This is a genomic window from Paenibacillus xinjiangensis (assembly GCF_059686975.1).
On sequence record NZ_JCAALS010000010.1, the window covers coordinates 124483 to 150282 of the forward strand.

Below are 25800 nucleotides of genomic sequence, written 5' to 3' on the forward strand. Positions count from 1 at the left end.
TCCATAAATATGAGAGTGCCCCAGTCATCGACGATAACTGGGGCACTCTCTTCTGTATTATTTCACCGCACCAGCGGTTATCCCGCTTGCAATCTGCCGTTGAAAGATAATATAGACGATCAGCACCGGAACAATCGTAATGAGAAGCGCTGCGAAGAGCGGCCCCCACTCCGTGCGATACTGCATCTCCGCCTGCATAACACCGATCTCAACCGGAAGCGTATATTGCGCCGGATCATTAATGAGAATCGTGCCGACAATATATTCATTCCATATATTGAGGATGTTCACAATGCCAATCGTAATCAGCCCTGGCTGAGACAAGGGGAGCATGACTCGGAAGAACGTCCCGTAATGAGAAGCGCCATCTACAATTGCCGCCTCCTCCAGCTCCTTCGGCAGTGATTTGAAAAATCCGACAAGCACGAAAATACCGAATGCCAGCAGACTGGAGGTATACACGAGAATCAGACCGAACTTGGTATTGATTAGCCCCATCGAATTCATCAAGAAGAACAAAGGGATTAGTGCCAATACAAAGGGTACCATCATCGAAGAAATATAGAGCAGGAGCAGCGCATTGCTGCCTCTGAACGTATACCTGGCGAGCACATAAGCCGTCATCGCCGACAGCAGCAGCGCCAGAAGAGTAGAGCCAATTGTAATGACAAGCGAATTCACGAAATAGGTGTCGAAGTTGTATTTACTCCATACATAAGAGAAGTTCGACCACAGCAGCGGCAGCTCAGGCAAGGACCACGGCGTATTCATGAAGAACTGCTCATTATCTTTGAGAGAATCAAGTAATGTCCATAGAAGCGGATACAGCACCGATATCCCCCACACAATGAGAATGGCATAAATGATCAGCTTAGCAATTGGGTTTTTAATAGGCCTATTCATCTTTTCATCCCCCTTAGCTCATCTCAACAGCTTCATGACGCATGAGCCGTTGCAGCGCGATTGTCGTAATTAACGACAGAACTAGGATGATGAACCCTATCGCAGCACCGTAGCCAAAATGATATTGCCGGAACGCCATCTGGTACAAATACGAGCCCATAACCTGCGTGCTATTATCCGGTCCGCCCTCCGTCATAATCCAGACGATAACGAAGGAGCCGTTGAGCGTCGTCATCATGATGTTCAGTATCGAGACCTTGATCTGCTCCCAGATGAGAGGGACGGTAATGCTCCAGAACTGCTTCCACTGACCTGCGCCTTCAATGCTCGCTGCCTCATAATAAGAGGCTGGAATACCTTGAATAGCCGCAATCAGCAGAATCATATAGAAGCCGATACCCGCCCATATCGCCGGAGGGAGCAGCATCCAGATCGTATGATCCGCGAAGCCGAGCCATGTAATCGTTACCTTCTCCTTCGTGAATAGCGACAGGAAACCGTTCAAGAAGCCAATCTGCGGATTATATATGAAATTCCACAATACGCCGATTACAACGACGGAAATAACATTCGGAATGAAAAAGATCGAACGAAAAAATCCAGAGAGCCGGAAGCCGAACCTTGTTAACGCTACAGCAAAAAAGGTCGCCAGAATCATAATGCCGATGATTTTGCCTGCCACTAAGAAATAGTCGTTGCCAATCGCTCTCCATACAATGGGATCGTGAAGCATCTCTTCGAAGTTATCGAAGCCAATGAACGTCTTCTTATCCGACATGCCGGACCAGTCAAAGAAGGAATAATACAAGCCCTGAACGACAGGATAAATGGTAAATAAGCCGAAAAAGAGCAGTGTAGGCATAATAAATGATGCGATAAACAGGTTCCTCTGCCACTTGCTTGTGCCGGTGTTCATGCTTCCCACCCCTTATCCTTTCCTGTATCTCATAGTGGAGGGTGACCGAGGCAGACTGCCCCAATCACCCTCCGCTGTGATACTGGTTAAAGGCTGTTATTTGCTTACCTTCTTCACAACATCGGTAACCCGCTTCACCCATTCTTCAGGTGTAATGGTGTTGATCGTCAATGCATCCGTCGCATCCATCATCGCTTTATCCACGTCTGCGTTGTACGTAATCGTCGGGATAACGACCGTGTTAGGATCTGTCAAATATTTGGCAGCATCCTTCACGAAGCTTGGCGCGTTGGAGGCGCTGATGTCCCCTTTGATGTTAGATGGCGCTCCGCTGAGCTCTGCCCACTGAGAAGCCTGCTCCTTGGAGAAAATAAATTGCAGGAACGCTTTGGCTGCTTCTTTGTTTTTCGCCTTTTGAGCGATAGCTACAGTAGCTGTAGAAGTGTTAGCCACGACTTTGCCGCCCGCATCCTGAGTAACCGATGGAATGAAGCCGAACTCGAAGCCGGCTGGAATATCCTTAGCCATTTCATTCGGCAGCCACAGGCCGTTCGGAATGAATGCATCTTTATTTTGCAAGAACAGCATCTGAGAATCGGTGTGGTTGATCTGGATCGAGGCTTTATCGATGAAGCCTTTATCTCTTAACGTTACGATCTTGTTCAGTGCAGCAAGAACGGCAGGGCTCTCGAATGCCTCAACTTTGTTAGCTGCCATATCTTGTAGAATGCTGTAGTCATTATTGTTCGCCGATACGATAGCAGGGTATAGAATGGAACCGTTAATATAATAAGGGTATTTGCCCGTGTGAATGAATGGCGTAATGCCATCCGCTAGAATCTTGTCGCTCACATCGAGGAAGGATTGGAAGTCAGTCGGCTCCGTCCAGCCTTTCTCTGTGAACAGCGCTTTATTCCAGAACACGCCCCATGAATTGAGTACGAGCGGAATGTTGTACGTCTTGCCATCGAACTGCTGAGCGGGCTGAGCCAGGATATCCGTAATGAGCTCACCGTCAATGTTCTTGGCGTCCTTAAGCCATTCGGTCAAATCCTCGAGCTGTCCGTCCTCGACCATCTGGCGGTCATTGAGAACCGGGCCGTCGATGTAGACGAAGTCAGGAGGATTGCCGCCGATCCAGCGCGGCCGGTTCTGATCATTGATTTTGGGACCAGCAGACTCTTTAATATTCAGTTCAGGATTGGCTGCTTGGAAGTCAGCAATAACCTTCTTCCACCATTTGTCGCCATAACCGCCAACGAAATATTGAATTTCGAAGTCACCCGTTAAGCCGGCTGGCTCGGTCTCTACAACAGGCGTCTCCGTCGCTTCTGCCGCAGGTGCATTGGTGGTCGGCGCATTGGTTGGTGAGTTATTCCCTCCATTGCCCGAGCCACAGCCCGCAAGTGTTACGGCAGCAAGTAGAATAGCAATGCCAATTGCTGTAATCTTTTTCTTCCTAATCATGACGAAAAGCCCTCCCCTATAATGATGTTGTTACGCTCCTTCGGAAGCGAGTCCGATGTGGACTCCAGCGTTTGATTACATCATAGATGGGGAGGGCTATTATCTCTATTGAATATCTTCCATATATTCTTGATTATCTTCTCTTCTATTATTCGCCACCGATGGGTGCTGCGCTAATGGTTCTGTGTGCTCTTCGTTTCGGCGAATTGCTGGAGCTGATCCAGCGCCGCTTGCGGGATAATATCCTCATAGAGAACAGCATCCCCAAGCTTGCGGGCATAATCAAGGACAGCCTGCCAAGAAGGGTCCTTCACCGGATAGAACCTCGCTTCTCTCAGCGCGTGCAGATCGCTCTTCAGCTCCTCATCCTGCTCGGACAAGTGTGTGCCGACTGTCGTCGTAACTGGAAGGAACCCTTCCCTTCTAATCATCTCTTCATAAGCTTGATCATCATAGAGGAAGTCTAGAAACTTGGATAACGCTTCTGTATTGGTATGTTCGGTCTTGAAGGAAACGAGGACATCGTGAACGCCGAATGCAAGCGGAGGCATGCCATCCTTCACCGGGATTGGACCTTTCCCCCACTCCAGCTCTGGGAACTCCTTGGGTACAACTGACGTGAAATAATTGCCGGATATCAGCATCGCGAGCTGCCCCCCGCCTAATATGCGCTGCTTCTCATCACGAGTCGTTACGGTTGGCTCTGAATCGGTCAAGCCTTTATCGAATAGCTCTTTCAAAAAAACTACTCCCTCCACATTGGCTGGCGAATTAATCGTCCACTTGCCGCCTTGCATCCACTCTCCACCCGCACCGTAAAAAACATATGATAATGAAGCATGTGTTTCGTTATCTGTTAGATCAATGCCGAATCCTTCTACAGCACCTCCGAGCGCTTTAATCTTGCTAGCAGCCTCTTCAAGCTCGGACCATGTTGCAGGGGGAGCTTCAATTCCCGCTCTCCGGAACAGCTCCTTATTATAATAGAGGTTGCGTGTGGTAGCCACGTAGGGCAGAGCATACTGCACACCATCAATGGTGTCCATCTCTACTAAATTCGGATACAGCTTGGCCGCCAGCTCAGGAGATATAATCTCTCCTAAGTTATTCAACATACCGTCATCGGCATAGTGTGCATACACATTCGTGTTCAGCAGATCAGGGGGCTGGTTACGACTGATCATGGATGTGTAGACACCATCGAGAATATCCCAGTTAGCGACTTGCAGCTCTACGTCGATCATTGGGTTCTCCTGCTCGAATTGTGTGACAAGCCTCTCCAGCAGCGGCTTCGTCTCGGAGCTGTATTCGGACGCCACGAAGCGTATTAATGCCCGCTTCTCTTGCGGAGCCGCAGTAGATTCAGAGCTCTGATTCATACAGGAAGACAGCATAACCGCACTTAACAACAGGCTGACGGCAACCCTCATATCTTGCACACGGCACCATTTACGCAAGGTTATCCATCCTCTCCTTTCACAATTTCGGTATGACGATCGTAACGCAGGTGCCTTCTTCCAATTCACTGTGAATCTGAATCCCATACTCATATCCAAAATACAGCTTAATCCGCTCGTTAACGTTACGAATACCGATGCCCTGATTGCGATTATCCTGCTTATAGCTCGCGAGAATCGACTCCAGCTGCTCGGGTGTCATCCCTTGCCCATTATCTTGAACCTTGAATATGATGTGATCTCCGGATTGTCGTCCGGTAATCGTAATTCGTCCATCCTCCATTCCGTACATGCTGCGAATACCGTGATAAATGGCATTTTCAACAATAGGCTGGAGTAGAATCTTCAGGGTCTTGAACTCCATAATGGCATCCTCGACATCAATCTCATAATTGAGCTCATCGTTATAACGGATCTTCTGTATGAGTAAGTAGCTTGTAATATGCTCCAGCTCTACTCGAATCGGGACAAGCTCCTGATCCTTCGTAATTCCAGCGCGGAACAGCTTGGCTAGCGCGGATGTCATGACGACGACCTCCTCACTCTGCTTCTGCTCAGCCATCCAGACGATGGAATCAAGCGTATTGTATAGAAAATGGGGGTTGATCTGGGATTGCAGCAGCAGCAGCTCATTCTTCCGCTTGCTCTCCTCGTTCTGAATGGTCTCCTCCATCAGAGACTTCGTCCTGCTCACCATAAGATTGAATGAACGGCCAAGCTGACCAATCTCATTCATCTGACCGATTTCGGTCTGGATGTCGAAGTTGCCTTTTTCCACCTGCTTCATATCCAACTGCAGCACTTTAATCGGCTTGGACAGCCGGTGAGAGAGACCAATCGAGATGAGCAGCGTAATCGCTAGACCACATAAGGAATAAAAAATAATAGAATTGCGCAGGTCCTCCTTGCTGGCGATGAGATCATCCGCGTATGCGACTCCGGCAATTCTCCATCCGAAGTTCGTATCCTGTACCGAATAGATGAGCTTCTCATTTCCCTTCATAACATCAAAGGAATCGCCGTTCGAGGCTTGTAGAACTTCGGTAATACGTTCCGTCTGCTGGTTGCTGTCGATGAGCTCTTGCTGAGGGTGATAGACGATGCGGCCATCCTTATCTACGATGAAGAGATAGCCCTTACTGCCGAGGTTAATTGCTTTGCATATATCATTAATGACGCTTAAATTCAGATCAACGAGAAGCACGCCTTCTGCTGTCACACCGTCGGTGCTCTTCAGCTCTCTGCTCAGAGAGACAACCCAGCGATGCTCGTTATCAAGCACATTCTGCTCATGAGGAGCGGAGATAACAGATTGCCCGCCTGCTTCCTTGGCTGCTTGGTACCATTCCTGCTCCTCCAGCTGAATATCCGGATTCAGACTCGTTATTCGGCGGTCAGAGACCAGCTTCCCATTATAGCCGAACACCATAATCGAAGCGATATCCTGACGAGTGTATAGAATAGCCTGGAATAAATCGGATATTTGCTTCTCATAGGTACGGCGATTCTCTGCACTGATGAAGCTGTTATTCGATATGTAATATTTGACGTCCTTATTAGTCAGGGCAAGCTGCGATATATTCTCCATATTGTCTACATAGGATTGAATGTTCAAGTTCACTTGCTTCATTATCTCTTCGATGTACCCTTTCGAATTCCTCTCCACGGCGGCAACAGATACTTGGTAGCTGGCCAAGCTCGTTAACAGGATCGCGGCTACGATTAGTATGGAGAATGCTAAGGATATGTTCGATTGAATGCTCTTAAGCGGGAATAAAGGGAATACATTTTTGAGCATGCTAGGCCCCGCTCCCCTTCAGCGATTTATCTCGATAATCCTTAGGCGTGATGCCGGTGTGCTTCTTGAAGACGATACTCAAATAGTTCGGATCCTTGTACCCTACCTGTTCAGCAATTTCGTATAGCTTAAGCGAAGAGTGATGCAGCAGCTCCTTCGCCTTCGCGATGCGGATACGAGTCAAATATTCGACGAACGTCTCTCCCGTATGCTGCTTGAACACGAGGGAGAAATAGCTTGTGCTCATGAGCGTATGACGACAGATTCGCTGCAAAGACATCTGCTCGTCTGCATAATTCTGATCAATATACTCTACTGCGCGATGGATCTGCATATTCGTCAGGTAATTGCGATTGTCCGTAATGACAGAGATTGCCGAGCTGACAACCTCCCTTAGCCATTCCTCGATTTCATCTAGTGTCTTGAATTTATAAATATCCAACACTTTCATCTGCTGGTCGATACCCTGCTCATAGATAGCAAGCTCCTGAATCGTATTCACAAGAGTGAGCACGACCTTCTGCATTTGCAGCATGCAGGCCTCTACTGGAACTAAGGACGACTTCAACGATGCAACGCCCTGCTTAATCAACCTATGGGCTTCCCCTATATCGCCTGTCTTCACAGCAGCTGCCAGCATTCGATCCCAGCTTGGACTAAGCAGAGCAACATGCGCCTGCTTTCCTTCCATATCCATAATGCTAAGAACGCGGTTCTTCCCTAGCAGAAAACGATAATCGAGCACAGACAGGGCACTCTTATAGGAAGCTGGAAGCTGTTCAGCACTCGTGCACGTTCTGCCTATGCCGATTGTAACCGTGAATTTCAAATATTTCTCAATATGGTACCTTACCTGCTCGGCTAGGGAAAACGCTTGCTCATACAACAGGCTCTCGTCCTGCTCTCCAGATAGAATAGCGACCATTCGCTCCTCACGTGTTCGGAAGGTCAGCACTTGCTCCCGCTGGAGCGTCTCTTGGAACACATCGAATGCAGCAAAACGCAGAAATTCGACATCATTCTCATAGAATGGAAGCTCCCTCTCACCGAAATCATCGATATCCACTACAATGGCGAGCAGCAGCGGAGATAGTGGAGGGAGATTGAAATAATACAGTCTCTCATCTATCTCTGCCTTACTTAACCCCACTGCGACCAGACGTTCAAGGAAACGCTCCTTCAGCAGAGGCAGACTCTGCTCAAGCTGATGGTTCAGCCTGCTCAGATCCTCGCGGCGCTGCCGCTCTTCATCCATCTCTGCCTTCACCCGGCCCAGCAGAAGCCTTATCTCTTGCGCTGTAATCGGCTTCAGGATGAAGTCAGATACCCTCAGCCGGATTGCCTGCTGTGCATATTCGAATTCATCATATCCCGTTAAAATAATCATTTTTATATATGGATACTGTGCTGCGATCAAGCCTGCCAGCTCCAGACCATCCATGAATGGCATACTGATGTCTGAGATAACCAGCTCTGGCCTATCCTGTTCAACTGCATCCCAAGCCTCACGACCATTGGCATAATCACCTATTAGTTCGAAGCCATGCTCGCTCCAATTAATCGTATTTTTCAATCCGATTCGGACTAATGCTTCATCATCAACAATTATTACTTTGTACATTGAAGCCTCTCCAGTCTATTGGAAGTGAGTATACGAACGTAACCATATAAACCCATTATGCAATAGAATCCTGCTTCTTACCATTCCTTAATATACAGCACTGGAAGGTCGTTCGATCTAAGCCTATAGAACCACACTCAGGTCCATTCAATTACTACAATCATACTAAAAAACCAAACAAATTAAGCACTAACAAGCTAACAAAAAAATAATAAGAAAATCATTTTAAACCTATAAAAAGCAATGATAGACCATTTTAATTTGCAATATCTGTCGATATACTAGTAGTTAAACGCTTACATAACACAGTCATAAGTAATAACAAAAATAACAAGTTATTAGGAGGCTTCGTATGAAAAAAATGCGCAAGTGGATCGCAATGGTCGTAACGCCTATGCTCATTCTCTCAATGGTCATGCCTGTATTCGCACAAGCAGCAACTTCAGACGTGAAGGGTCACTGGGCTGAGACAGCCATTGAACGCTGGCAGGCAAACGGAATTGTAAGCGGATACTCAAACGGCACCTTTGCACCGGATAAGAAGATTACAAGAGCAGAGGTTGCTACAATTATTAATGCCGTTCTTGGATATACCGCACAATCCGACAAGCCCTTCTCTGATGTACCCGCAGATGCTTGGTATGCGAAGCAGATTTCCGCCGCGAGAGCAGCAGGTTATTATGAAGGGTTCCCTTCCAATGAAGCGAGAGCACTGGATGCCATCACCCGCCAAGACGCTGTTGTACTGCTGGCGAAAGCTTTTCATTTGAAGCAAAATGGCAGCGCTTCCTTCAAGGATGATCAAGACATCGCCTCCTATGCAAGAGCAGCTATTGGCACGATGTCCAGCGTGCTGAGCGGCTACAAGGATGGCTCCTTCAAGCCCAATGGCAATCTGACACGCGCGGAGCTTGTCACGGTAATCGATAAGCTCGTTGCTGGTTTCTACCCGCAAGCTGGTGAATATACCAGCCAGTCCGTAACAGGCAACGTAGTTATCAGCAGCGCCGATGTTGTACTGAAGGATATGACGATTACTGGAAATTTATATCTAACATCTGCTGTCGGTGATGGTGATGCCAAGCTTCAGAATGTCACCGTTACAGGCACAACCTACGTCTGGGGCGGTGGAGTGAACACGGTCACATTCGATCATTCCACATTAGGAGATGTAGATATAAATAGACAGGAAGGCCCTGTTCGCGTAGTATTCAGCGGCAATTCCACTGCTCATCAGGTAACCGTGGATAGTGAGTCAACGCTTGTGCTCGATGAGGGCAGCAGCATTGATGACCTAACGATCCATGGGAGCGCAAGCGGCACGACCCTGAGAGGAACAGGCGATGCGAAGAACGTTACCAATGAAGCAGATGGCGTTCAATTGAACGGTGCCCCGCTTCCTCAAGGACAGCACAGCATTAACAATGGTGCACTTGAAGCTGGTACAACGGGTTCTGGTTCTAGTAATGGCAACACCGGCGGCGGCAATGACGGCGGCAGTACAGAACGTGTAGAGGATCTGGTTGATCCTGATGCGACAGCATTCACGAAATCATTATTCGCTTATTTGGATGATGTGCGCGGACAGAAGCTGCTATTCGGCCATCAGCACACGACGACAGAAGGTTTATCCTTCACGAATACGACAGACACACAGTCCGATGTTAAGCATGCAGTTGGCGATTACCCTGCTGTCTTCGGCTGGGATACGCTTAGCTTGGAGGGCAAAGAGAAGCCGGGCGTACCGGGCGACTTGGAGCAAAGCCGAATCAATCTCATTGCCAAAATGAAGGAAGCTCATGAGCTCGGCGGCATCATTACACTAAGCGCGCATATGCCTAACTTCGTTACGGGCGGCAGCTTCAACGACACCGCCGGCTCAGTCGTTCAGCATATTCTGCCTGGCGGCGACAAGAATAGCGATTATAACGCTTTTCTCGATCAGATTGCCTTGCTTGCGAACGGCTTGAAGGATGATGATGGCAACCTCATTCCATTCCTGTTCCGTCCATTCCATGAGCAGAACGGCGGTTGGTTCTGGTGGGGCGCGAAGACGACAACAACCGCAGAATACGTCGAAATCTACCGCTATACGGTTGAATATTTGCGTGACACGAAGGATGTCCACAACCTGCTCTACGTATACTCGCCGAACGGAACGTTCTCCGGCAGTGAAGCTACTTATTTGACAACCTACCCAGGTGACGACTATGTCGATATTCTAGGGATGGACCAATATGATAATCGCGACAATCCAGGGACAGAGACCTTCTTGAGCCTGTTGGTTGATGATCTGGCTATGATCTCGAGGCTGGCTGATTCCAAAGGCAAAATCGCTACCTTCTCCGAGTTCGGCTACAGCCCGCAGGGCATGCTGCAGCAAGGTAACGGAGATCTACAGTGGTTCACCAAGCTGCTGAATGCCATTAAGTCTGATCCGGATGCGAAGCGTATTTCTTATATGCAGACGTGGGCGAACTTCGATATTAACAACAATTTCTTCGTCCCTTATCACAATTCTCCGACGCTAGGCGACCATGAGCTGCTGCCAGACTTGATCGCTTATTATAACGATCCGTATACCGCATTCGCTGCAGAGGTTGGCGATGTGTACAGCAAGCAGATCACAGCAGCAGCAGAACAGCCATTCCTGCATATTGCCACTCCTATTCATCAAGGGACAGTAACATCTGTGGAGACGCTTGTTCGTGCGAGAGTGCTGCATGAGAGCCCTACCAAGGTGGTGTATGTTGCTGAGGGCTCAGATAGTGAAGTTGTGATGAGCTTGGATACAGACGGCTTCTATTCAGCCAGCTGGTCCCCTGCTGGCGAGCAGAATGGCAAGACAGCCGCTATTACCGTGAAGGTCTATAAGCAGGACAATGTCGTATTGGAGCAGTCCATTTCTACCTTCATTAAAGTCGATGAAATGGTATTAAAGACGTACACCTTCGACGACAATATCAATGGCATACAGAACAACGGAACATGGCCGGATACGATGGGCCTCACACTTGAGCATGCTAGCTTTGGCGGCAGCGGAGCGCTTGAGCTGAACGTCACTGGCGCTGTATATGGCGACAGCTGGCAGGAATTCAAGCTGGAGCTGACCGATGCAGCAAGCACCGTGCCTCTCGCTTCCGTCAATCGTGTGAAATTAGAAGCTTGGATTCCTGTATCGGCTGGTTCAGAGAGTGAGAATGCAAGCTTGCGAAGTGTCGTCATGCTCCCTCCTGATTGGTCAGAGACCGGCAAGTATGGTATTCAGACCACTGAGAAGAAGCTTAACGAGCTGCCAACTATAACCGTAGATGGCTTAGATTATGCCCTTTATACAGCAACGATTAACCTGAATGACCCGATGAAATCGGCAGAAGCAACAGGACTTGCTATATCCCTAATCGGCAGCGGTCTTGCATTCAGCGGTCCCATCTATGTAGATAATATCGAGCTCATCAACAGCTACTTCGAGCCTCCTGTCATCCCTTCCTTGGTCGATGACTTCGAGAGCTATCAAGGCGTCAATGCCGCTCTCCAAGCGAAATTCGTGAAGGCTGGCGGAGATACAGCTATCGCTACCTTGGATACTGCGAACAATAGCGGTGGCGATTACGGATTGAAATTCGACTATACACTGGCGGGCTCTGGCTATGCCGGCGTAACCAAAGGACTAGGAAGTGTCGACTGGTCTGCATTCAACCATCTGAAATTCTGGTACGTCCCCGACGGCTCGAATCAGAAGCTCACCCTTCAATTGAAGGTAGACGGCGTATCGTATGAAGCCTATCCATCACTTGCAGGTACAGCTGGACAATGGGTCACCGTTCATTTCAATACATTCACAGTAGCACCTTGGGACACAAGCAATCTGGGCAAAACGTTAAATAAGGTCAGCCTTAAAAACGTTCAGGATTTCTCTATCTATGTCAATGCAGTAGATGGCGCCATGCTTAGCAGCACCTTGTACTTCGATGATATTGAAGCGATTAACGATGGAACTGGCGGGGTTCCGAACGGAGGAACCGGCCCGGGAAGCTCACCTGAGCCAGCTGGCATCTTGTATGACTTCGAGGGAGATACAGAAGGCTTCACCATTGGAACGAACAATGCAAGTGCTGCTGCACCTGTCATTACGACAGACGCAGCAGCATCAGGAACGTATTCTCTCGCATCCACCTTCAGCCTAGCAGGTACAGACTTTGAGCTAGGCAAGCTGACCTCCCTTGATCTATCAGCGGTAGATTCCATTAGCGTCAAGGTGAAGCTGTCTGCTGGAGCCGCCAATGCTCGATTGTTTATTAAGACAGGTGCTGCCTGGCAATGGTACGACAGCGGTATGACAGCTGTTGATTCATCTGGGTTCACGATATTGACGCTTTCACTCGATGGCGTGGTTGACCTTGATAAGGTCGTTACCGTTGGAGTCGCGGTCGCATCAACAAGCGGCAGCGGCAATGCAACGATCTATGTGGATGTAGTGACGCTTAACTAGATGCAACAAGAAGAGCAGTTACCTCGAATTGGTAACTGCTCTTCAGACTGTAGAGAAACCTCCTGTTTTTATGAGGACTTAAATTCCCCGAATTTATTCGTTAAAATGTAGCTCTCAGATCGTTTTAGATCGATTTTTCTTCGATTAGACGAGAACCACCAAATAAAAGAAAGTGCCGGAAAAGTCCCTTGGACTTTCTCGACACTCTGAGGTTGCATTACATACAACCAAATACGTTGTTTTGGCTCATAAGAGTAAAATTCAGGAAACTGAATTGTAGTGAGTGCAGTGTATAGAAAGCTATTGACGATATACCGCCTTGAGGTTGTATGAAATACAGTCTGCATCACGCGAGATAGGCTATTAATTGTGCAAGCTGGAGCTACATTGTATTTAGTGCAATAAAATCAGTGGAAACGGTACTAGAAGTCCGCTGAGGTTGCATTACATACAACCAAATCCGTTGTTTTGGCTCATAAGAGTTAAATTCAGGAAACTGAATTGTAGTGAGTGCAGTATATAGAAAGCTATTGACGATATACCGCCATAAGGTTGTATGAAATACAGTCTGCATCAAGCAAATAACACGCAGCAATTCTTACTTCTGTCCTCTTTAGCTCTGCTGTACATCAGCAACACATCGGAAGCCTATATTGCCTGCTGAGCTGTCGGGAGTGTTATGATTCCTTGCGGCGACCCGATAACGATTGCAATACGATTTGTGGCATAAGTACGAACCGCCCCGCATGGACTTGGATCCGCCAACAGGTGGTCCCTGCGGATTATCGGTTTCTCCAGATAGATGATACGCAGGAGTGAACCAGTCAGAGCACCATTCCCAAACATTCCCCGCCATATTATATAAGCCATAGCCGTTAGGCTGGAAGGAACGTGCCGGTGCGGTGCCTATGTAGCCGTCACTTGCATGATTAACTACCGGGAACTTGCCCTGCCAGATGTTGCATTGATGCTTGCCTCCCGGCCGCAGCTCATCACCCCACGGATAACGCCTCTGAACAAGACCGCCGCGAGCGGCATACTCCCATTCGGCTTCCGTAGGCAGACGTTTGCCTGACCAGCGGCAATAAGCCACAGCATCATTCCATGTCACATGAATGACCGGTTCATCGCCCCTTCCTTCCAGAGATGAGTCCGGCCCTTCCGGATGAGCCCAATCGGCTCCTTCTACGACCCACCACCATGGAGAAGCAGCCGATGCATTCTTCACCTTGTCTTGGGTATGCTCGGGCACGAGCAAATGAAACACATAGGACCAGCCGTAAGCTTCTGCTTCCGTTCTGTACCCTGTGGCCGCGATGAACCTAGCGAATTGATCGTTCGTTACGACTGTCTCTTCCATATAATAAGAGGCTACGGTTACGCTTCTGACCGGTCCTTCCCCATCTGCCGGGAAACCCTCCTTATCATCGGTTCCCATTAGGAAGCTCCCGCCTGGAATAAGCACCATGCCTGTATACGCCTCGCGTATCTCCTCTATGATTAGCAATTCCTTCTTGGGGGCCTGAATTGTCGTCTCAAGCTTGCTAACCGAATTCCGGCTTACACTACAGCAAGAAGCAGCTCCATCCATCTTCTTCATACTTCTACCCCTAACCATTAAGGATCTAGAATAAAATAATACCCGCGAATCCCGACATCACAAGCACAAGCGCCGGATGCCATTTGAACTTAACCATACCATACAGACTACCTCCACATATGGCAAGCGTCGCTAAGGTAGACCAGGTCAGCAAGGAATCCGAACGTGACAATACGCCGAAATGAATGGCTGCATATAGAATAAGGCCAGTCACAATGGGCTTCAGTCCGTAAAAGGAAGATTTCACCCATTTGCTCCGATGAAACCGCATAAGGAAAGCAACAATAACGATAATGATAACAAGAGAAGGCAGAACCATCCCTGCAGCGGCAGCAATGGCACCTCCTATGCCCTCCGTGCTATATCCGATCAATACAGCGCTATTCGTCGCTATGGGGCCAGGCGACATTCCGGCCAGCGACACAATGTGCTGGAACTCCATCGGAGTCATCCAATGGTGCTGCTCTGCCTGCCGTTCAATCATAGGAATGACCGCATACCCGCCCCCGAAAGAAACACAGCCTAGCTTGAAAAAAAACCAAAACAAGTCAAACAACGCATTTCCTCCATTCTAGATGTAATATTCCGGGAAGGTGATGTCGCGAGCATTCCCCGTCTGACTCTCTTTCTCCATACGTGTCTCTATTCCCAGCCTTTCCTTCACAGCCACACTCAGGATACCCGCAAGGACCCCTCCAATAATTAAGTACAGCGGCGGGATAGGCGTGAACAGCAGTAATACCAATGCAACGAGCGCAATCATTTTGGTTAATTTATCGAAAAGAGAGTTTTGAGCCATCCTATAAGCAGCAATCAGAATCAATGCAATGATCGAGGCATGAATGCCCTTGAGCGCAGCCGCCCATTTCACATTGCCATCAAGATACCGGTACAACCAGCTTAGTAGAATCACGATAGAAAAGGTGGGCAGCGTTATTCCCAATACAGCCATACATGCGCCGAACACCCCACCCATCCGATATCCGATAAAAGCAGCGGCGTTAACCCCGACCCCACCGGGTGCGGAGCCTGCTACGGATACTAATTCATTCATTTCCTCATGCTTCATCCACTTCCGTTTATCTACAACTTCCCTCTCGATAACCGGAATCATGGCATAGCCTCCGCCAAAGCTGGCTGGACCGATTCGGCAGAATACCCAGAAGACTTGCGGTAGCATCGCTAGCTTTGCTCTAAGCGAATTCATCATAGCCAATCACCTTCCTCCAACCATTCCTACTCACATATCTTCATTATACTTCATTTATACCAAAATGGAATTAAGTTATGGCATATAACTTTCTTATAGCTGTAATTCAATATACTAATATTCGTAATTTCATCAACTTATTTGCGATTTGATTTTAAGTAACTCTGTTCATCCATAAAACAAATCGGCAGCACAAAAAATCCCTTTCACTAATAGCAGAAAGGGATTCTTGATGTTTCACTTACAAGAAAGCAGCTTCACACTCGCTAGAACCGGCCAGAACGGAAGATGGCGAAGATTAACCACAGAAACATAATCAGTGCAATAATAAACCCGACTTCAATAACCGGTATTCCCCAGAACAAGGTTTGTGATTGGCTAAGGGCCGACCCTACAATTAACCCAACAATCACAATACTTAGCGCCAGCAGCACGACACTGAACGACAGACGGTTGCTGATCCGATCCATCTTCGCCATCATGGCGTCCAGCTGAGGCACCTCCATCTCCACACGCACCTTGCCTTTGCGAACAAGTGTAGTCAATTGCTTCAAGGTCAGCGGAATCTCACTCAGCATATCGATATAATCAGGCACATCATCGGCCAAATCCTTCAGCTTCTGCACGGGGTCCAGCCGTTCCATGAACAGCTTCTTCCCGAATGGCTCCGCTACATCGAAGATACTGAATGTAGGGTCGAGCGCCGTCACGACCCCCTCCATTGTCAATAAAGCCTTACCCAGCAAGGTCAGCTCGGCTGGAATACGAATCTGATGACGGAAAGCTACAGCGAACAAGTCGTTGACTGCAACGCCAAGGCTAACCTGATTAAGCGGTACCTTGTAATATTTCTCCCGCATTTCGTCGACATCCGCATTCAATAGATCTTTATTCACATCTTCTGGAACAACGCCCATATTGGATATGGCACGAATGACCCCTTTGGTGCTCTGATTGCGAAGGGAGATAACGAGCGTGGCAAAATGCTTCTTCATCTCAGGAGGCAGGCGTCCCGTCATCCCGAAGTCAAGCAGAACAAGACTGCCGTCCTTGAGTGCAAGCACATTGCCCGGATGCGGATCTCCATGGAAGAAGCCCTCGACCAGCACCTGATGCAGGATGACTGTTGCGAACCTCTCCGCTAGCAATCTGCGATCAAGACCAGCCTTATCGAGCTTCTCCTGATCGGACAGCTTGATTCCCTCTACGAACTCCATCGTCAATACGCGCTTGGTGCTGTAATCCCAGTACACGGCTGGCACATGAATATGCTTCATACTCTTGCACTGATTAGCGAATCGATCGCCATTACGCGCCTCTATGCCATAATCGAGCTCCGATCGCAGCGCCTTGCCAAGCTCCTCAACAATGTCGCGCAGCCGATAATTGCGAGCCCATTCCAGCCGGCTCTCGGCTAATCTCGCCCAATCAGCCAGAATGTCCAGATCCGTCTCAATCAGCCTATGTATGTCCGGCCGCTGCACCTTCACCGCAACTGCCGTTCCATCCTTCAATACAGCATGATAGACCTGCCCGATGGAGGCTGCGGCAAGGGGAGTTTCCGCGAACTGCCCGAAGAGCGTATCGATTGGCGCACCAAGCTCCTGTTCAATAATGTCCACTGCTTCCTTGTAGGTGAAGGCAGGCACATGATCTTGAAGCTGCTCCAGCTCAGCCAGAATATTAGGCGGGATGAGATCAGGACGGGTGCTCGCAAGCTGCCCCAGCTTCACAAAGGTTGGACCCAATTCCTCCAGAAGCAGACGAATGCGCTCACCGATGCTTTTGGCCTGAATCCCCTTCCTCTCCTCACTCCGCAAAGACAGAAGCTTCTCGGTCAAGCCCATCTCATAGGAGACATAGCCGAGTCCATTACGCGCAAAAGCCGACACAATCGTCCTGTACCGCTGCAGTTGTCGAATCCTCTTACCTAGGCTCATCGGGGCCCTCCTGTTATTGTTCCGTCTCTGTCTTATTCTCCAATGCTGCCAGGCGAGCTTCAAGTCTTGCAATATCTTCCTGTGTCGCCAATCGCTTCTCTCCAAGCAGAGCATTCACGCGCTCACGAGCCATCTCCTCGACCCGCTTCCGCATTTCCTCACCCTTCTGAACAAGCTCCTCCACCAATGCGCTGGACTCTGCCTTATTGACTTCGCCTTTTTTCACAAGCTCATCCACAGTCTTCTCGATCTGCTCTTTGCCGACTACAACCAATCCCAATCCAAGCGCCATTGCTCTACCAATTGTTTCTCTCATCCTCTTCACTTCTCCTTTGTTAACCAACGGTTATGGAAGCACATTCACAAAAGACCCAAAAACAAAGCAAGACAAGGATTGCTTCATCAGAATGCCTCATTCAAGAAATGCGATAGCATGTTCTGTTCCTCATTAGAGAGATCAGAGATCGACTGGAGGAACTGGCCTACAAGCTTCGTCATCTCAAGTCCCAGCTCATCGTTCAACGATTGAATAGCGGTTCCCAGAGTAGTGCCGACGAACAGCGTCATGCCCATCTTATTGCTCTGTGCTTTGCCCACAACGTTCTGAATAAGAGACGCTGTCTTCTCGCCAAGCTTCTTCAGATACATCAGCAACAGACCAAGGATATAAGCACAGAAGCTAATTCTTGTCGTTGTCTTGGAGACCTCAGCTATCATCATATGAAGGGCCTCGTTCATATCATGGCTCTTCGAATGCAGCAGTAAACTCGAGATATGATCGATCGTCGCATCCCATTCCTTCAAATCAATTGCTTCGCTGCGCGGCTGATCGAACAGTCCCGACGCCTTCGGTGTAGGAACAAATACAACCTGGGAGCGCCCCGTTTCCTTGCTGTTAACCTCATAGCTGCGAGAGATAAAACCTAGCTTCTCAATCTCCTTCAGCATATCGTATGCTGTCCATTTACTGACTCCTATCGATTGCGCTAGAGCCTCATAATGAATCGGAAGATTGGTCTTCTGATATAAATCCACTAGCTTCTGCAGAAACTGTAGACGCCGTTTAGTGAGCGACACGCTAACACCCGTTCCTTTCTCAACCTTTAACCGTTACCAGCTTTGTTTTTGGGTCTTTTGTGATAAGAGCTTAGCATCAAAATTTGGCAAAGTCAAACGCATGAACGTAGTAGAAAGAAACTGAACTATTCAATAACAAAGCGGCTGTTTTTTGCTACTGTCTTGATAAAAATTTATTTTACTTTCCGCTACTAAAATTACTTTAATAAACACAATAGATCAAGTACGCTGGTCGTTAAGGTAAGTTTTTACTGTAGGAGCAACATAGTTCGAGAACTGATTTAGAATACCTTCAGGAGTATTATCTGTTATGACCATAGAACGATATTTAGGCTGCATGAAATGCTCACGCTCCATAACATCAAACATAGACACAAGCGGATCAAAATATTGATTGATATTCAAAAAACCACAAGGCTTTTTATGTAAACCCAACTGACCCCATGTAAAAATCTCAAAATATTCTTCCATTGTTCCGGGTCCTCCAGGAAGGGCAATGAATCCGTCTGCCAATTCCGCCATCTTGGTTTTACGTTCGTGCATCGAATCCACCATAATTAGTTTGGTTAAACCTTTATGCGCAATTTCACGATTTCGCAAAAAAACAGGAAGCACCCCGATCACCTGACCGCCTTGCTCCAACACAGAATCAGCAACAGCTCCCATCAGACCCACATTGGCTCCACCATAAATAAGAGTGATTTGGCGTTTGGCAAGCTCCTGACCTAATTTTGCTGCACTTTCTTTAAAAATGGAAGAGGCTCCCTCACTGGAGCCACAGAATACAGCGATTGATTTCATTACCGAACTCTCCAATCTTTTATTTTGATGAGTAGCGTACTCCAAGTTTTTGTTTATGCGTTTTCAAAATATCTTCAAGGGATATATCATATTTATTTGCAATGACAGTGAGATTTCCTAATACATCCCCAAGCTCTTCTGTGAGATGAGATTTGTTCTCTTGATATGTGCCTTCAGCCTCATCAGGGCGATCTCGTCCGATCTCCAGTGCACGAATCGCACGAGCTACTTCGCCGGTTTCCTCCGCAAGAAAACCTATCCGAACAAAGATATCCAAGTCTGACCATTTCCGATGTTGGTAATATTCCTTCACCCACTGTTGAAATTCATTTATATCCATGTTACCCTCCACTTAGATATGGCAATTCCGAACGTTTGTTCCTTAAAAAGGATACCATATTCGAGATTACCAATCTACGTCACCGATCTCCTAGCATTCTGTTTTTCAAGTCTCATGCAAATGCGATCGCAATTCAAGCATCCTGCCCGTTAACGTAATGAAGCTGCAGAGCTTCCCGGCAGCTTCATCATATATGATTAATGATCTAGAGTTCCCCGTTATTGATAGTCTCTTCGTCTATTTCATTCTCGGAAATGTCTTGTTCAACAGAGCTGCTATCTATGCTTAATTGCTCTTCGTTCTCCTTGATATATTGTAAAACATCTGGATGATGTTGCAGTTCCTCGCTTGGGATGGAGCGAAGCTCGGTACACTCCTCTTGTGAATCATAAGTGAAGTGAACGATTCCACCTGCTGCCAAAATACCAGCGAAAAGCCCGATGAGTAAAAATACCTTTATCTTCACAAGAAACTCCTTAACGCGATGAGCTATACTCTAAATCATTACGCGGCTGCTCCATAGGGACTGAAAACCCTATGGAGCAGCCTCAATTTCTAAGCGAAAGAGTCTAGCCGCAGCCTCTCGTGCATTTTTGTCTACTATAAGGGATGCATTCCACTTGGAGGCTTTTTACATAAAAATAAGCTTGCCAAAGCGCTGTGGACGATGGAAATTAATAAGTCCCGTATGTGACCATGCAGAGTAATGCCTAACGCCGTCCAAATCATCGTCTATACGGTACAAGTTAATCCGCCACATCTCCCCCGCCCCAGGGAATGAACCGAAGTTGTGCAGAGGAATGGTCATCGAATAATCGTAGTACCCTTCCTTCGAGGAAGGCCGTACTTCTGTCTGCATCTGATCCGCATCCCATTCTGTTCGAATCTCGAACTGCTCCTCGTCCTGCCAGACAATCTCTGCATCGAATACGATATTGTTCGGGCTAAGCTCGAATTCATAATAACGTACGCCCGCACCCTCACGATCAATGAATACCTCAACAACATCCTCTTCATACAATGGATCGTCTCTATTCTGCATGCCCGCTACGATATGATCATCCTCACATTCATAGCGAATGTACAGGTTAAGATCGTCATAGCACATTCGTACCTTCGTCTGTAAACGAGGAGGAGAGCCATCTAACGTCTGAACCAAATCTACAGCATCCATCTGTTCCCACGAAATTGCGGTATTGCCAGGCACTCTACGGCAATGATAGGCGAGTATTTCTTCCATCTCCGATATGACCTCCCTTGCGCTTCTGATCTAGAGGACAGCTGCAACGACAAGCACCCAGCCAATAATGAAAGACAGTCCGCCGAGAGGTGTAATAGGACCGAGAAACCGGGCTTTGGCAACACTCAATACGTACAGGCTTCCCGAGAATAAAATAATGCCCGCCACCATGAACCAGCCTGCCGTCACGATGAGCTTCGCATCAGGATAATAGCTCGTCAATAGTCCGATCAGAATTAAGCCCAAGGCATGTGTGATATGGTATTGCACGCCTACCTCATATACCTTCAGCTTGTCCGGCGCTAGCTTGCTCTTAAGCGCATGCGCGCCGAACGCACCAATAATGACCGCGAGCGCCATGAAGATACTGCCGAGAACAACGAACGTTTGCATTGAAAGAAATCCTCCCTTTGTTTGTATTCATAAGCTCAGCATATCACGACTTAGCAGTGCAGGGAATTCATCTCAGATTGAAGTCTTCATTTTCTCGTTGATTTACAGATGGCAGAATAGTAAAGTAGTAAGGTTGTTTGGAATCGCATCAGGAGGCACACACATGAAGTTCTTACAATCTACCGCTACAGAATGGCAGGGCTGGTCCCGCAGCATTCGTCTATTCTTTCTAGCGAATATGCTGTATCAGATCGGTACAGGCATGTTCTCCGTATTATACAATCTGTACATCCACGAGCTCGGCTATCCAGATCGCATGAGCGGAACCATCGTCAGTATGCAATCACTCGCTACGGCCATATGCTTCATTCCTATTGGATTATTCGGTGACCGCATCAGCCGCAAGCGATTGCTCGTCATTGGCGCATTATGCAGCGGCATCCTGTTCACAGGTCGCTCGTTATTCGAGTCTGAGAGCAGCTTAATTACGATGGCGGTTCTAACAGGCTTATTCGCAGCTATTTTCCAAGTGCTGGCCATCCCTTTTCTTGCTGACAATGTCGCCAAAGCGGATCGGATGCGCATATTCAGCATCTACTCGGCGTTCGTGCTTGCTTCCCAGGTTGCTGGCAGCCTCGGCGGCGGTGTTATCGCAGATGTTATGCAGGCGGCTGGGTTAACTAGGCTCCTCTCCTTCAAGATTGTCCTCCTTGCCGGCAGTCTAGCTACGATAGCAGCGTTCCTGCCTCTGCAAGCTATACGAGAATCCGCACTTAAGGAGAAGCAGAGTGCTCAAGAGGCTGCCCAAGACCTTACTGCAAGCAAGCCTGCTGCTCCTGTAGAGCGGCCGAAGGGTGAAATGACTTTCATCGTTAAGTTCACCGCTATCCAGCTGATGATCGGCATAGGCTCTGGACTTGTCGTGCCTTATCTCAATCTCTATTTCACGAACCGTTTCTCTGTATCGCTAAGTGCGATGAGCCTGTTATTGTCATTAGGCCAAGTGATGACCATTATCTCCATGCTTATTGGACCAACACTCGCTAATCGCATCGGGCCAGTGAAAGCGATCGTTATTTTCCAGACCCTATCGCTTCCATTCCTGCTGTTAACAGGCTTCACGAATCTGCTTATCGTCGCCTCTATCAGCTTCCTATTCAGACAAGCTCTCATGAATGCGGCTAGTCCTCTGCAATCAGCTATATTGAGTGATCGTGTCTCCACTCGAAGGCAGAGCCTTGCTAATTCCTTCATGCAGACAGCCTTCATGCTGGGATGGGCAACGATGGGTCCTATCCAATCTTCTATTATATCCACCTATGGTTATTATTGGGGGTACGCCATTACCTTCAGCATAACCGGCGGATTATATGTCACCGCGTCCATGCTGTTCTTTCTATTATTCCGGGAGAAGCGATCAGCAGTGCTGCAGTAGGCGACAAAAGCCGGAAGCCCTTGCGTACAGAGAGCTTCCGGCTTTTATTGTTTTTATTTACTGCCTTCCAGCTTGCGCAGAATGTAGCTGGGCAGTACAAAAGCTGCCCGGAACACATCGGGATTAATATAATGGGCATTCTCCCATTGCAAACCACCCAGTTCCGCCTCCAGAGGGTCCCACTTCTTAGAAGCAATTGTGAAGCTCCATATCCCTCCAGGAAATGACGGAATGGTACAGAGATACGTGCGTACAATCGGGAACAGCTTCTTCAAGCTCCCGACTGTCTTGACCATCGTGCTCGAATTGTAGTAGGGGGAGCCCGATTGAAATACGACGATGCCATCCTCCGTGAGACTATCGTGCACATATTGGTAGAATTGCGGCTTATAGAGGCTGACTGCTGGTCCATAAGGATCTGAACGATCTACAAGAAGCACATCGTATTGTTTTTTTTGCCCCTGAATCCACTTGTATCCATCCTTATACAGCGTTCGGATCAATCCACTATCCCCATCGTCGGCTTCCTTCGTCAACCATTTCCTGCATACCTCAATCACTCTCTCGTCAATCTCCACTACATCAATCTGCTGCACACTGGTGTACTTCACCGCTTCGCGAGCGGGTCCGCAATCACCGCCTCCTATCATAGCAACCTTAGCTGGCTGAGGATGAGTCGTCATTGCAATATGTGTAATCATTTCATTGTAGATATACCCGTCTTTTGTCGTAATCTGGGGAGTCCCATCCAGCACAAGCATCCGGCCAAAGGCTCTCGTATCCACGACACTAATCTCTTGGAAGGCTGATTGCTCATAGTGAAGCAGTGCGGCCACTCTATAGCCGACCTCCATATCAAGCTCAGGAAGATCATCCCACAGCCATAGCTCCTCATCGGTTTCTTTGTGAAAGCCTGTTAAAAACTGTTTTTGACCTGCCATTCTACCACCTCACCGCAATCATCATTTTTTTATCCTATCGAGCAGAAGCCCATCGGTATGGTTGTTCTCACCCTGAATGAAGTCCTTCATATACACGGAGAGATAGCTGCCATAGCTGGAATCGGTTTGAAGCAAAAGCTCGTCTACGTAATAAATGCCATCGGGGATGTCATCCAGTAGAAGGGTACACAATGCCCCATAGATACCGCATGCTACTTGGAAATAAGTCGCGTTCGTGTTGTACTGCGCACATACCTCTCTGTTATTCATAGCGTTGTACATATACCGTTCCTTATCTTTATAGACGAGGAGCACGCCTACCAGATCATCCCCATCCAGCTCTGCAGCTAGTGGATCTAGCACCTGATGATTCCAATTCCAGAGATCACTTGAGTTGCCTAGGTTCGCAAGAATCGCTTCCGTTGTGTGATCATTCACTCGATAAATAAACCCTGTCTCCATGTCAAAGGCTTTTCCGAGGGTTATGACCTCTTCATGAGGCATTAAGCATCCGTAGAACTGTTTGGCTCCGAGCGACACCTTAAACCCCAGCTCGTACACATCGTTGTAGAGAAATACAGGCATATGCTGCTTCATGAACATCGGGTAATTCAATAGTGCTTCATCCAAGAAGCATTCCGGGGACCATGTCGTATAGATTGTCTGCCCCTCGGCCAGCGCTGGATTGGTGAAAAAGGAATCATCATGCTCTACAATATAGCAGCCCAGCGGAACCTCGCCCGGAGCCTGCTTCATTAGCTCGAGCGCCATCCATTGCACCACACCAGGATTCATGCCAGAGCCGATAATCGCCTTCATATTAGTGAACCGCCCTTTATTTTGTTCGAAGATACGATATCTCTCCAACAGCGTAAACCCTTCCAGCTCCTCCTTCTCATCGACCATTGTATTCTCTAATGCCGTGTTCACGTAATGAACGCCTAATGCATTACAGCAATGAAGCATTTCGACCGTATCGGCCCAGGATACATCAATTACATGCGTTGTCTTCGTATCGACGAGATGCTTACGGAACCGATCCAAATCACTCAAGTCAAACTGATGCAGCTTCACCTTATGTTTGAACTGAGGAATAAATGGCTCGTAATGCTCCATCCTTTTTTGTTTCTGATCAATAAGATGCAAGGTGCTGTGACTAATGAATGAATGAATGGGGTCGTCGACGTTCTGAAACGTTTGGTTTAATATCGCAAGAATGGATTTAGCGACACCCCCTGCACTGCCAAGCACACTAATCGTTATTGCTCGATTGCTCACACGCATCAACTCCTTTTAATCAGGATATTCATGATTAAGAGAGGCTGATCCACTCTAGTAACCTATTTATATTCCTTATTAATAGATTTGTATAAAAAAAGACTGCTCCAAGACGCTGCTACACGTCTTACAACAGTCCCCAATCCTTACTCCGCTACAACCAACATCCGCTCGATAGCTGTGAAATGTCGCGCCCGTGCATGCTCCAGCGGCGTAACTCCCTCTTTGTCCGGTATAGATATATCCGCTCCGTGTTCAATAAGCAGCTGGATAACCTGCTGCTGCTTCTCGCTGCCATCATTCAATATGATGGCTTCCATTAATGCTGTCCACCCTAGGCTATTCACATGATTCACATCAATCTTCGTTCGAGTTAGCAGCTCCCTCACGACGTCCACATATCCATGCTCCGACGCAGGAATAAGTGCTGTCCCTCCATAGCGATTGGTAATTGTCGGATCTGCTCCAGCATCAATTAATACCTTCAATATATCGAGCAGCCCCTCCGCCCCTGCATACAAGAACGGATTATCCAGCTTATTATCCTGCAGATGGATGTCGGCTCCCGCATCAACCAACGCGCTGACCGTATCCACATGATTGCCGTGTGTGGCAGCTAAAATAGGCGTTCTGCCTGCCGCATCTTGGCTGTTCTTGTCTGCTCCATCACGAATGAGCTGCAATACCGCAACAGTATCTCCACTCTCTGCCGCTCGAATAATGGCTTGATTCATAGCTCCCACATCCTCTTTAGTAAAGTTCTCTTCCTGCTGACAGCCTGCCAGCAGCCCGAGCATAACGATTATGAATAATTTCACTCGCATCCCTGGTGACCTCTTTCTTCCGTTTCTCCATTAACTGTACCATAGCCCTTGGCAATCGAGTAACATT

Annotated in this window: 22 protein-coding genes; 2 read left to right on the forward strand and 20 right to left on the reverse strand. The window is 47.9% G+C overall.

Annotation, left to right across the window (positions count from 1 at the left end; translation table 11 throughout):
- Positions 1-57: 57 nt before the first annotated feature.
- From AC6ESP_RS12255 to AC6ESP_RS12280, 6 genes are all read right to left on the reverse strand, one after another.
- Positions 58-903, reverse strand: a complete 846-nt coding sequence (locus AC6ESP_RS12255; RefSeq protein WP_497097009.1) for a carbohydrate ABC transporter permease — start codon at positions 901-903, stop codon at positions 58-60.
- A 13-nt stretch (positions 904-916) separates the two neighbouring features.
- The gene (locus AC6ESP_RS12260) at positions 917-1819 is read right to left on the reverse strand and encodes a carbohydrate ABC transporter permease (RefSeq protein ID WP_497097010.1); all 903 of its coding nucleotides are present in this window, start codon (positions 1817-1819) and stop codon (positions 917-919) included.
- A gap of 96 nt (positions 1820-1915) precedes the next feature.
- Positions 1916-3286: an ABC transporter substrate-binding protein gene (locus AC6ESP_RS12265; RefSeq protein ID WP_497097011.1), complete on the reverse strand. Its 1371-nt coding sequence runs from the start codon at positions 3284-3286 to the stop codon at positions 1916-1918.
- 173 nt (positions 3287-3459) lie between these two features.
- Positions 3460-4716: an extracellular solute-binding protein gene (locus AC6ESP_RS12270; RefSeq protein WP_497097077.1), complete on the reverse strand. Its 1257-nt coding sequence runs from the start codon at positions 4714-4716 to the stop codon at positions 3460-3462.
- A 46-nt stretch (positions 4717-4762) separates the two neighbouring features.
- Complete coding sequence (locus AC6ESP_RS12275) at positions 4763-6541, reverse strand: cache domain-containing sensor histidine kinase (protein WP_497097012.1); 1779 nt, start codon at positions 6539-6541, stop codon at positions 4763-4765.
- A gap of 1 nt (position 6542) precedes the next feature.
- Positions 6543-8162, reverse strand: coding sequence for a response regulator transcription factor (locus tag AC6ESP_RS12280; protein WP_497097013.1), 1620 nt, complete (start codon positions 8160-8162; stop codon positions 6543-6545).
- Between the two features lie 352 nt (positions 8163-8514).
- On the opposite strand from AC6ESP_RS12280, the gene AC6ESP_RS12285 reads away from it, so the two are divergent.
- Positions 8515-12654 carry a glycosyl hydrolase gene (locus tag AC6ESP_RS12285; RefSeq protein WP_497097014.1) on the forward strand — a complete coding sequence of 1380 codons (4140 nt, stop codon included), beginning with the start codon at positions 8515-8517 and terminating at the stop codon, positions 12652-12654.
- A 613-nt stretch (positions 12655-13267) separates the two neighbouring features.
- On the opposite strand, the gene AC6ESP_RS12290 is transcribed toward AC6ESP_RS12285, so the two are convergent.
- From AC6ESP_RS12290 to AC6ESP_RS12340, 11 genes are all read right to left on the reverse strand, one after another.
- On the reverse strand, positions 13268-14245 hold the full coding sequence (locus AC6ESP_RS12290; RefSeq protein ID WP_497097078.1) for a formylglycine-generating enzyme family protein: 978 nt from the start codon (positions 14243-14245) through the stop codon (positions 13268-13270).
- A gap of 34 nt (positions 14246-14279) precedes the next feature.
- Positions 14280-14810 (reverse strand): chromate transporter, encoded by a 531-nt coding sequence (locus AC6ESP_RS12295; RefSeq protein ID WP_497097015.1) that lies wholly within the window; start codon positions 14808-14810, stop codon positions 14280-14282.
- 15 nt (positions 14811-14825) lie between these two features.
- A complete protein-coding gene (locus AC6ESP_RS12300) occupies positions 14826-15464 on the reverse strand; it encodes a chromate transporter (protein ID WP_497097079.1) in 639 nt (212 codons plus the stop codon).
- A gap of 266 nt (positions 15465-15730) precedes the next feature.
- Complete coding sequence (locus AC6ESP_RS12305) at positions 15731-17404, reverse strand: ABC1 kinase family protein (protein ID WP_497097016.1); 1674 nt, start codon at positions 17402-17404, stop codon at positions 15731-15733.
- A gap of 13 nt (positions 17405-17417) precedes the next feature.
- On the reverse strand, positions 17418-17720 hold the full coding sequence (locus AC6ESP_RS12310) for a phasin family protein (protein WP_497097017.1): 303 nt from the start codon (positions 17718-17720) through the stop codon (positions 17418-17420).
- 86 nt (positions 17721-17806) lie between these two features.
- Positions 17807-18481 carry an Lrp/AsnC family transcriptional regulator gene (locus AC6ESP_RS12315; protein ID WP_497097018.1) on the reverse strand — a complete coding sequence of 225 codons (675 nt, stop codon included), beginning with the start codon at positions 18479-18481 and terminating at the stop codon, positions 17807-17809.
- A gap of 219 nt (positions 18482-18700) precedes the next feature.
- The gene (locus AC6ESP_RS12320; RefSeq protein WP_497097019.1) at positions 18701-19282 is read right to left on the reverse strand and encodes an LOG family protein; all 582 of its coding nucleotides are present in this window, start codon (positions 19280-19282) and stop codon (positions 18701-18703) included.
- Positions 19283-19301: 19 nt separating this feature from the next.
- Positions 19302-19622: a MazG nucleotide pyrophosphohydrolase domain-containing protein gene (locus AC6ESP_RS12325; protein WP_497097020.1), complete on the reverse strand. Its 321-nt coding sequence runs from the start codon at positions 19620-19622 to the stop codon at positions 19302-19304.
- A 205-nt stretch (positions 19623-19827) separates the two neighbouring features.
- Entirely contained in the window at positions 19828-20088 is a 261-nt protein-coding gene (locus AC6ESP_RS12330; RefSeq protein WP_497097021.1) for a hypothetical protein, read from the reverse strand.
- Positions 20089-20253: 165 nt separating this feature from the next.
- Positions 20254-20862 (reverse strand): carbohydrate-binding family 9-like protein, encoded by a 609-nt coding sequence (locus AC6ESP_RS12335; RefSeq protein WP_497097022.1) that lies wholly within the window; start codon positions 20860-20862, stop codon positions 20254-20256.
- Positions 20863-20892: 30 nt separating this feature from the next.
- Entirely contained in the window at positions 20893-21255 is a 363-nt protein-coding gene (locus tag AC6ESP_RS12340; protein WP_497097023.1) for a DUF423 domain-containing protein, read from the reverse strand.
- Positions 21256-21418: 163 nt separating this feature from the next.
- Between AC6ESP_RS12340 and AC6ESP_RS12345 the strand changes: the two genes are divergently transcribed.
- A complete protein-coding gene (locus tag AC6ESP_RS12345) occupies positions 21419-22690 on the forward strand; it encodes an MFS transporter (RefSeq protein WP_497097024.1) in 1272 nt (423 codons plus the stop codon).
- Between the two features lie 53 nt (positions 22691-22743).
- Here the strand turns inward: AC6ESP_RS12345 and speE are convergent, their stop codons facing one another.
- From speE to AC6ESP_RS12360, 3 genes are all read right to left on the reverse strand, one after another.
- On the reverse strand, positions 22744-23631 hold the full coding sequence (gene speE, locus AC6ESP_RS12350; protein WP_497097025.1) for a polyamine aminopropyltransferase: 888 nt from the start codon (positions 23629-23631) through the stop codon (positions 22744-22746).
- A gap of 21 nt (positions 23632-23652) precedes the next feature.
- Positions 23653-24915 (reverse strand): saccharopine dehydrogenase NADP-binding domain-containing protein, encoded by a 1263-nt coding sequence (locus tag AC6ESP_RS12355; RefSeq protein ID WP_497097026.1) that lies wholly within the window; start codon positions 24913-24915, stop codon positions 23653-23655.
- A 140-nt stretch (positions 24916-25055) separates the two neighbouring features.
- Positions 25056-25733, reverse strand: coding sequence for an ankyrin repeat domain-containing protein (locus tag AC6ESP_RS12360; RefSeq protein ID WP_497097027.1), 678 nt, complete (start codon positions 25731-25733; stop codon positions 25056-25058).
- Positions 25734-25800 lie beyond the last annotated feature (67 nt).

What these genes read in the sequence shown, in the direction of transcription:
- AC6ESP_RS12255 (WP_497097009.1), bottom strand. Translation starts at nt 903, where the DNA reads ATGAATAGGCCTATTAAAAACCCAATTGCTAAGCTGATCATTTATGCC.
- speE (WP_497097025.1), bottom strand. Translation starts at nt 23,631, where the DNA reads ATGGCAGGTCAAAAACAGTTTTTAACAGGCTTTCACAAAGAAACCGAT.
- AC6ESP_RS12260 (WP_497097010.1), bottom strand. Translation starts at nt 1,819, where the DNA reads ATGAACACCGGCACAAGCAAGTGGCAGAGGAACCTGTTTATCGCATCA.
- AC6ESP_RS12275 (WP_497097012.1), bottom strand. Translation starts at nt 6,541, where the DNA reads ATGCTCAAAAATGTATTCCCTTTATTCCCGCTTAAGAGCATTCAATCG.
- AC6ESP_RS12355 (WP_497097026.1), bottom strand. Translation starts at nt 24,915, where the DNA reads ATGCGTGTGAGCAATCGAGCAATAACGATTAGTGTGCTTGGCAGTGCA.
- AC6ESP_RS12285 (WP_497097014.1), top strand. Translation starts at nt 8,515, where the DNA reads ATGAAAAAAATGCGCAAGTGGATCGCAATGGTCGTAACGCCTATGCTC.
- AC6ESP_RS12280 (WP_497097013.1), bottom strand. Translation starts at nt 8,162, where the DNA reads ATGTACAAAGTAATAATTGTTGATGATGAAGCATTAGTCCGAATCGGA.
- AC6ESP_RS12345 (WP_497097024.1), top strand. Translation starts at nt 21,419, where the DNA reads ATGAAGTTCTTACAATCTACCGCTACAGAATGGCAGGGCTGGTCCCGC.
- AC6ESP_RS12310 (WP_497097017.1), bottom strand. Translation starts at nt 17,720, where the DNA reads ATGAGAGAAACAATTGGTAGAGCAATGGCGCTTGGATTGGGATTGGTT.
- AC6ESP_RS12300 (WP_497097079.1), bottom strand. Translation starts at nt 15,464, where the DNA reads ATGATGAATTCGCTTAGAGCAAAGCTAGCGATGCTACCGCAAGTCTTC.
- AC6ESP_RS12320 (WP_497097019.1), bottom strand. Translation starts at nt 19,282, where the DNA reads ATGAAATCAATCGCTGTATTCTGTGGCTCCAGTGAGGGAGCCTCTTCC.
- AC6ESP_RS12305 (WP_497097016.1), bottom strand. Translation starts at nt 17,404, where the DNA reads ATGAGCCTAGGTAAGAGGATTCGACAACTGCAGCGGTACAGGACGATT.
- AC6ESP_RS12270 (WP_497097077.1), bottom strand. Translation starts at nt 4,716, where the DNA reads ATGAGGGTTGCCGTCAGCCTGTTGTTAAGTGCGGTTATGCTGTCTTCC.
- AC6ESP_RS12340 (WP_497097023.1), bottom strand. Translation starts at nt 21,255, where the DNA reads ATGCAAACGTTCGTTGTTCTCGGCAGTATCTTCATGGCGCTCGCGGTC.
- AC6ESP_RS12265 (WP_497097011.1), bottom strand. Translation starts at nt 3,286, where the DNA reads ATGATTAGGAAGAAAAAGATTACAGCAATTGGCATTGCTATTCTACTT.
- AC6ESP_RS12325 (WP_497097020.1), bottom strand. Translation starts at nt 19,622, where the DNA reads ATGGATATAAATGAATTTCAACAGTGGGTGAAGGAATATTACCAACAT.
- AC6ESP_RS12290 (WP_497097078.1), bottom strand. Translation starts at nt 14,245, where the DNA reads ATGGATGGAGCTGCTTCTTGCTGTAGTGTAAGCCGGAATTCGGTTAGC.
- AC6ESP_RS12335 (WP_497097022.1), bottom strand. Translation starts at nt 20,862, where the DNA reads ATGGAAGAAATACTCGCCTATCATTGCCGTAGAGTGCCTGGCAATACC.
- AC6ESP_RS12360 (WP_497097027.1), bottom strand. Translation starts at nt 25,733, where the DNA reads ATGCGAGTGAAATTATTCATAATCGTTATGCTCGGGCTGCTGGCAGGC.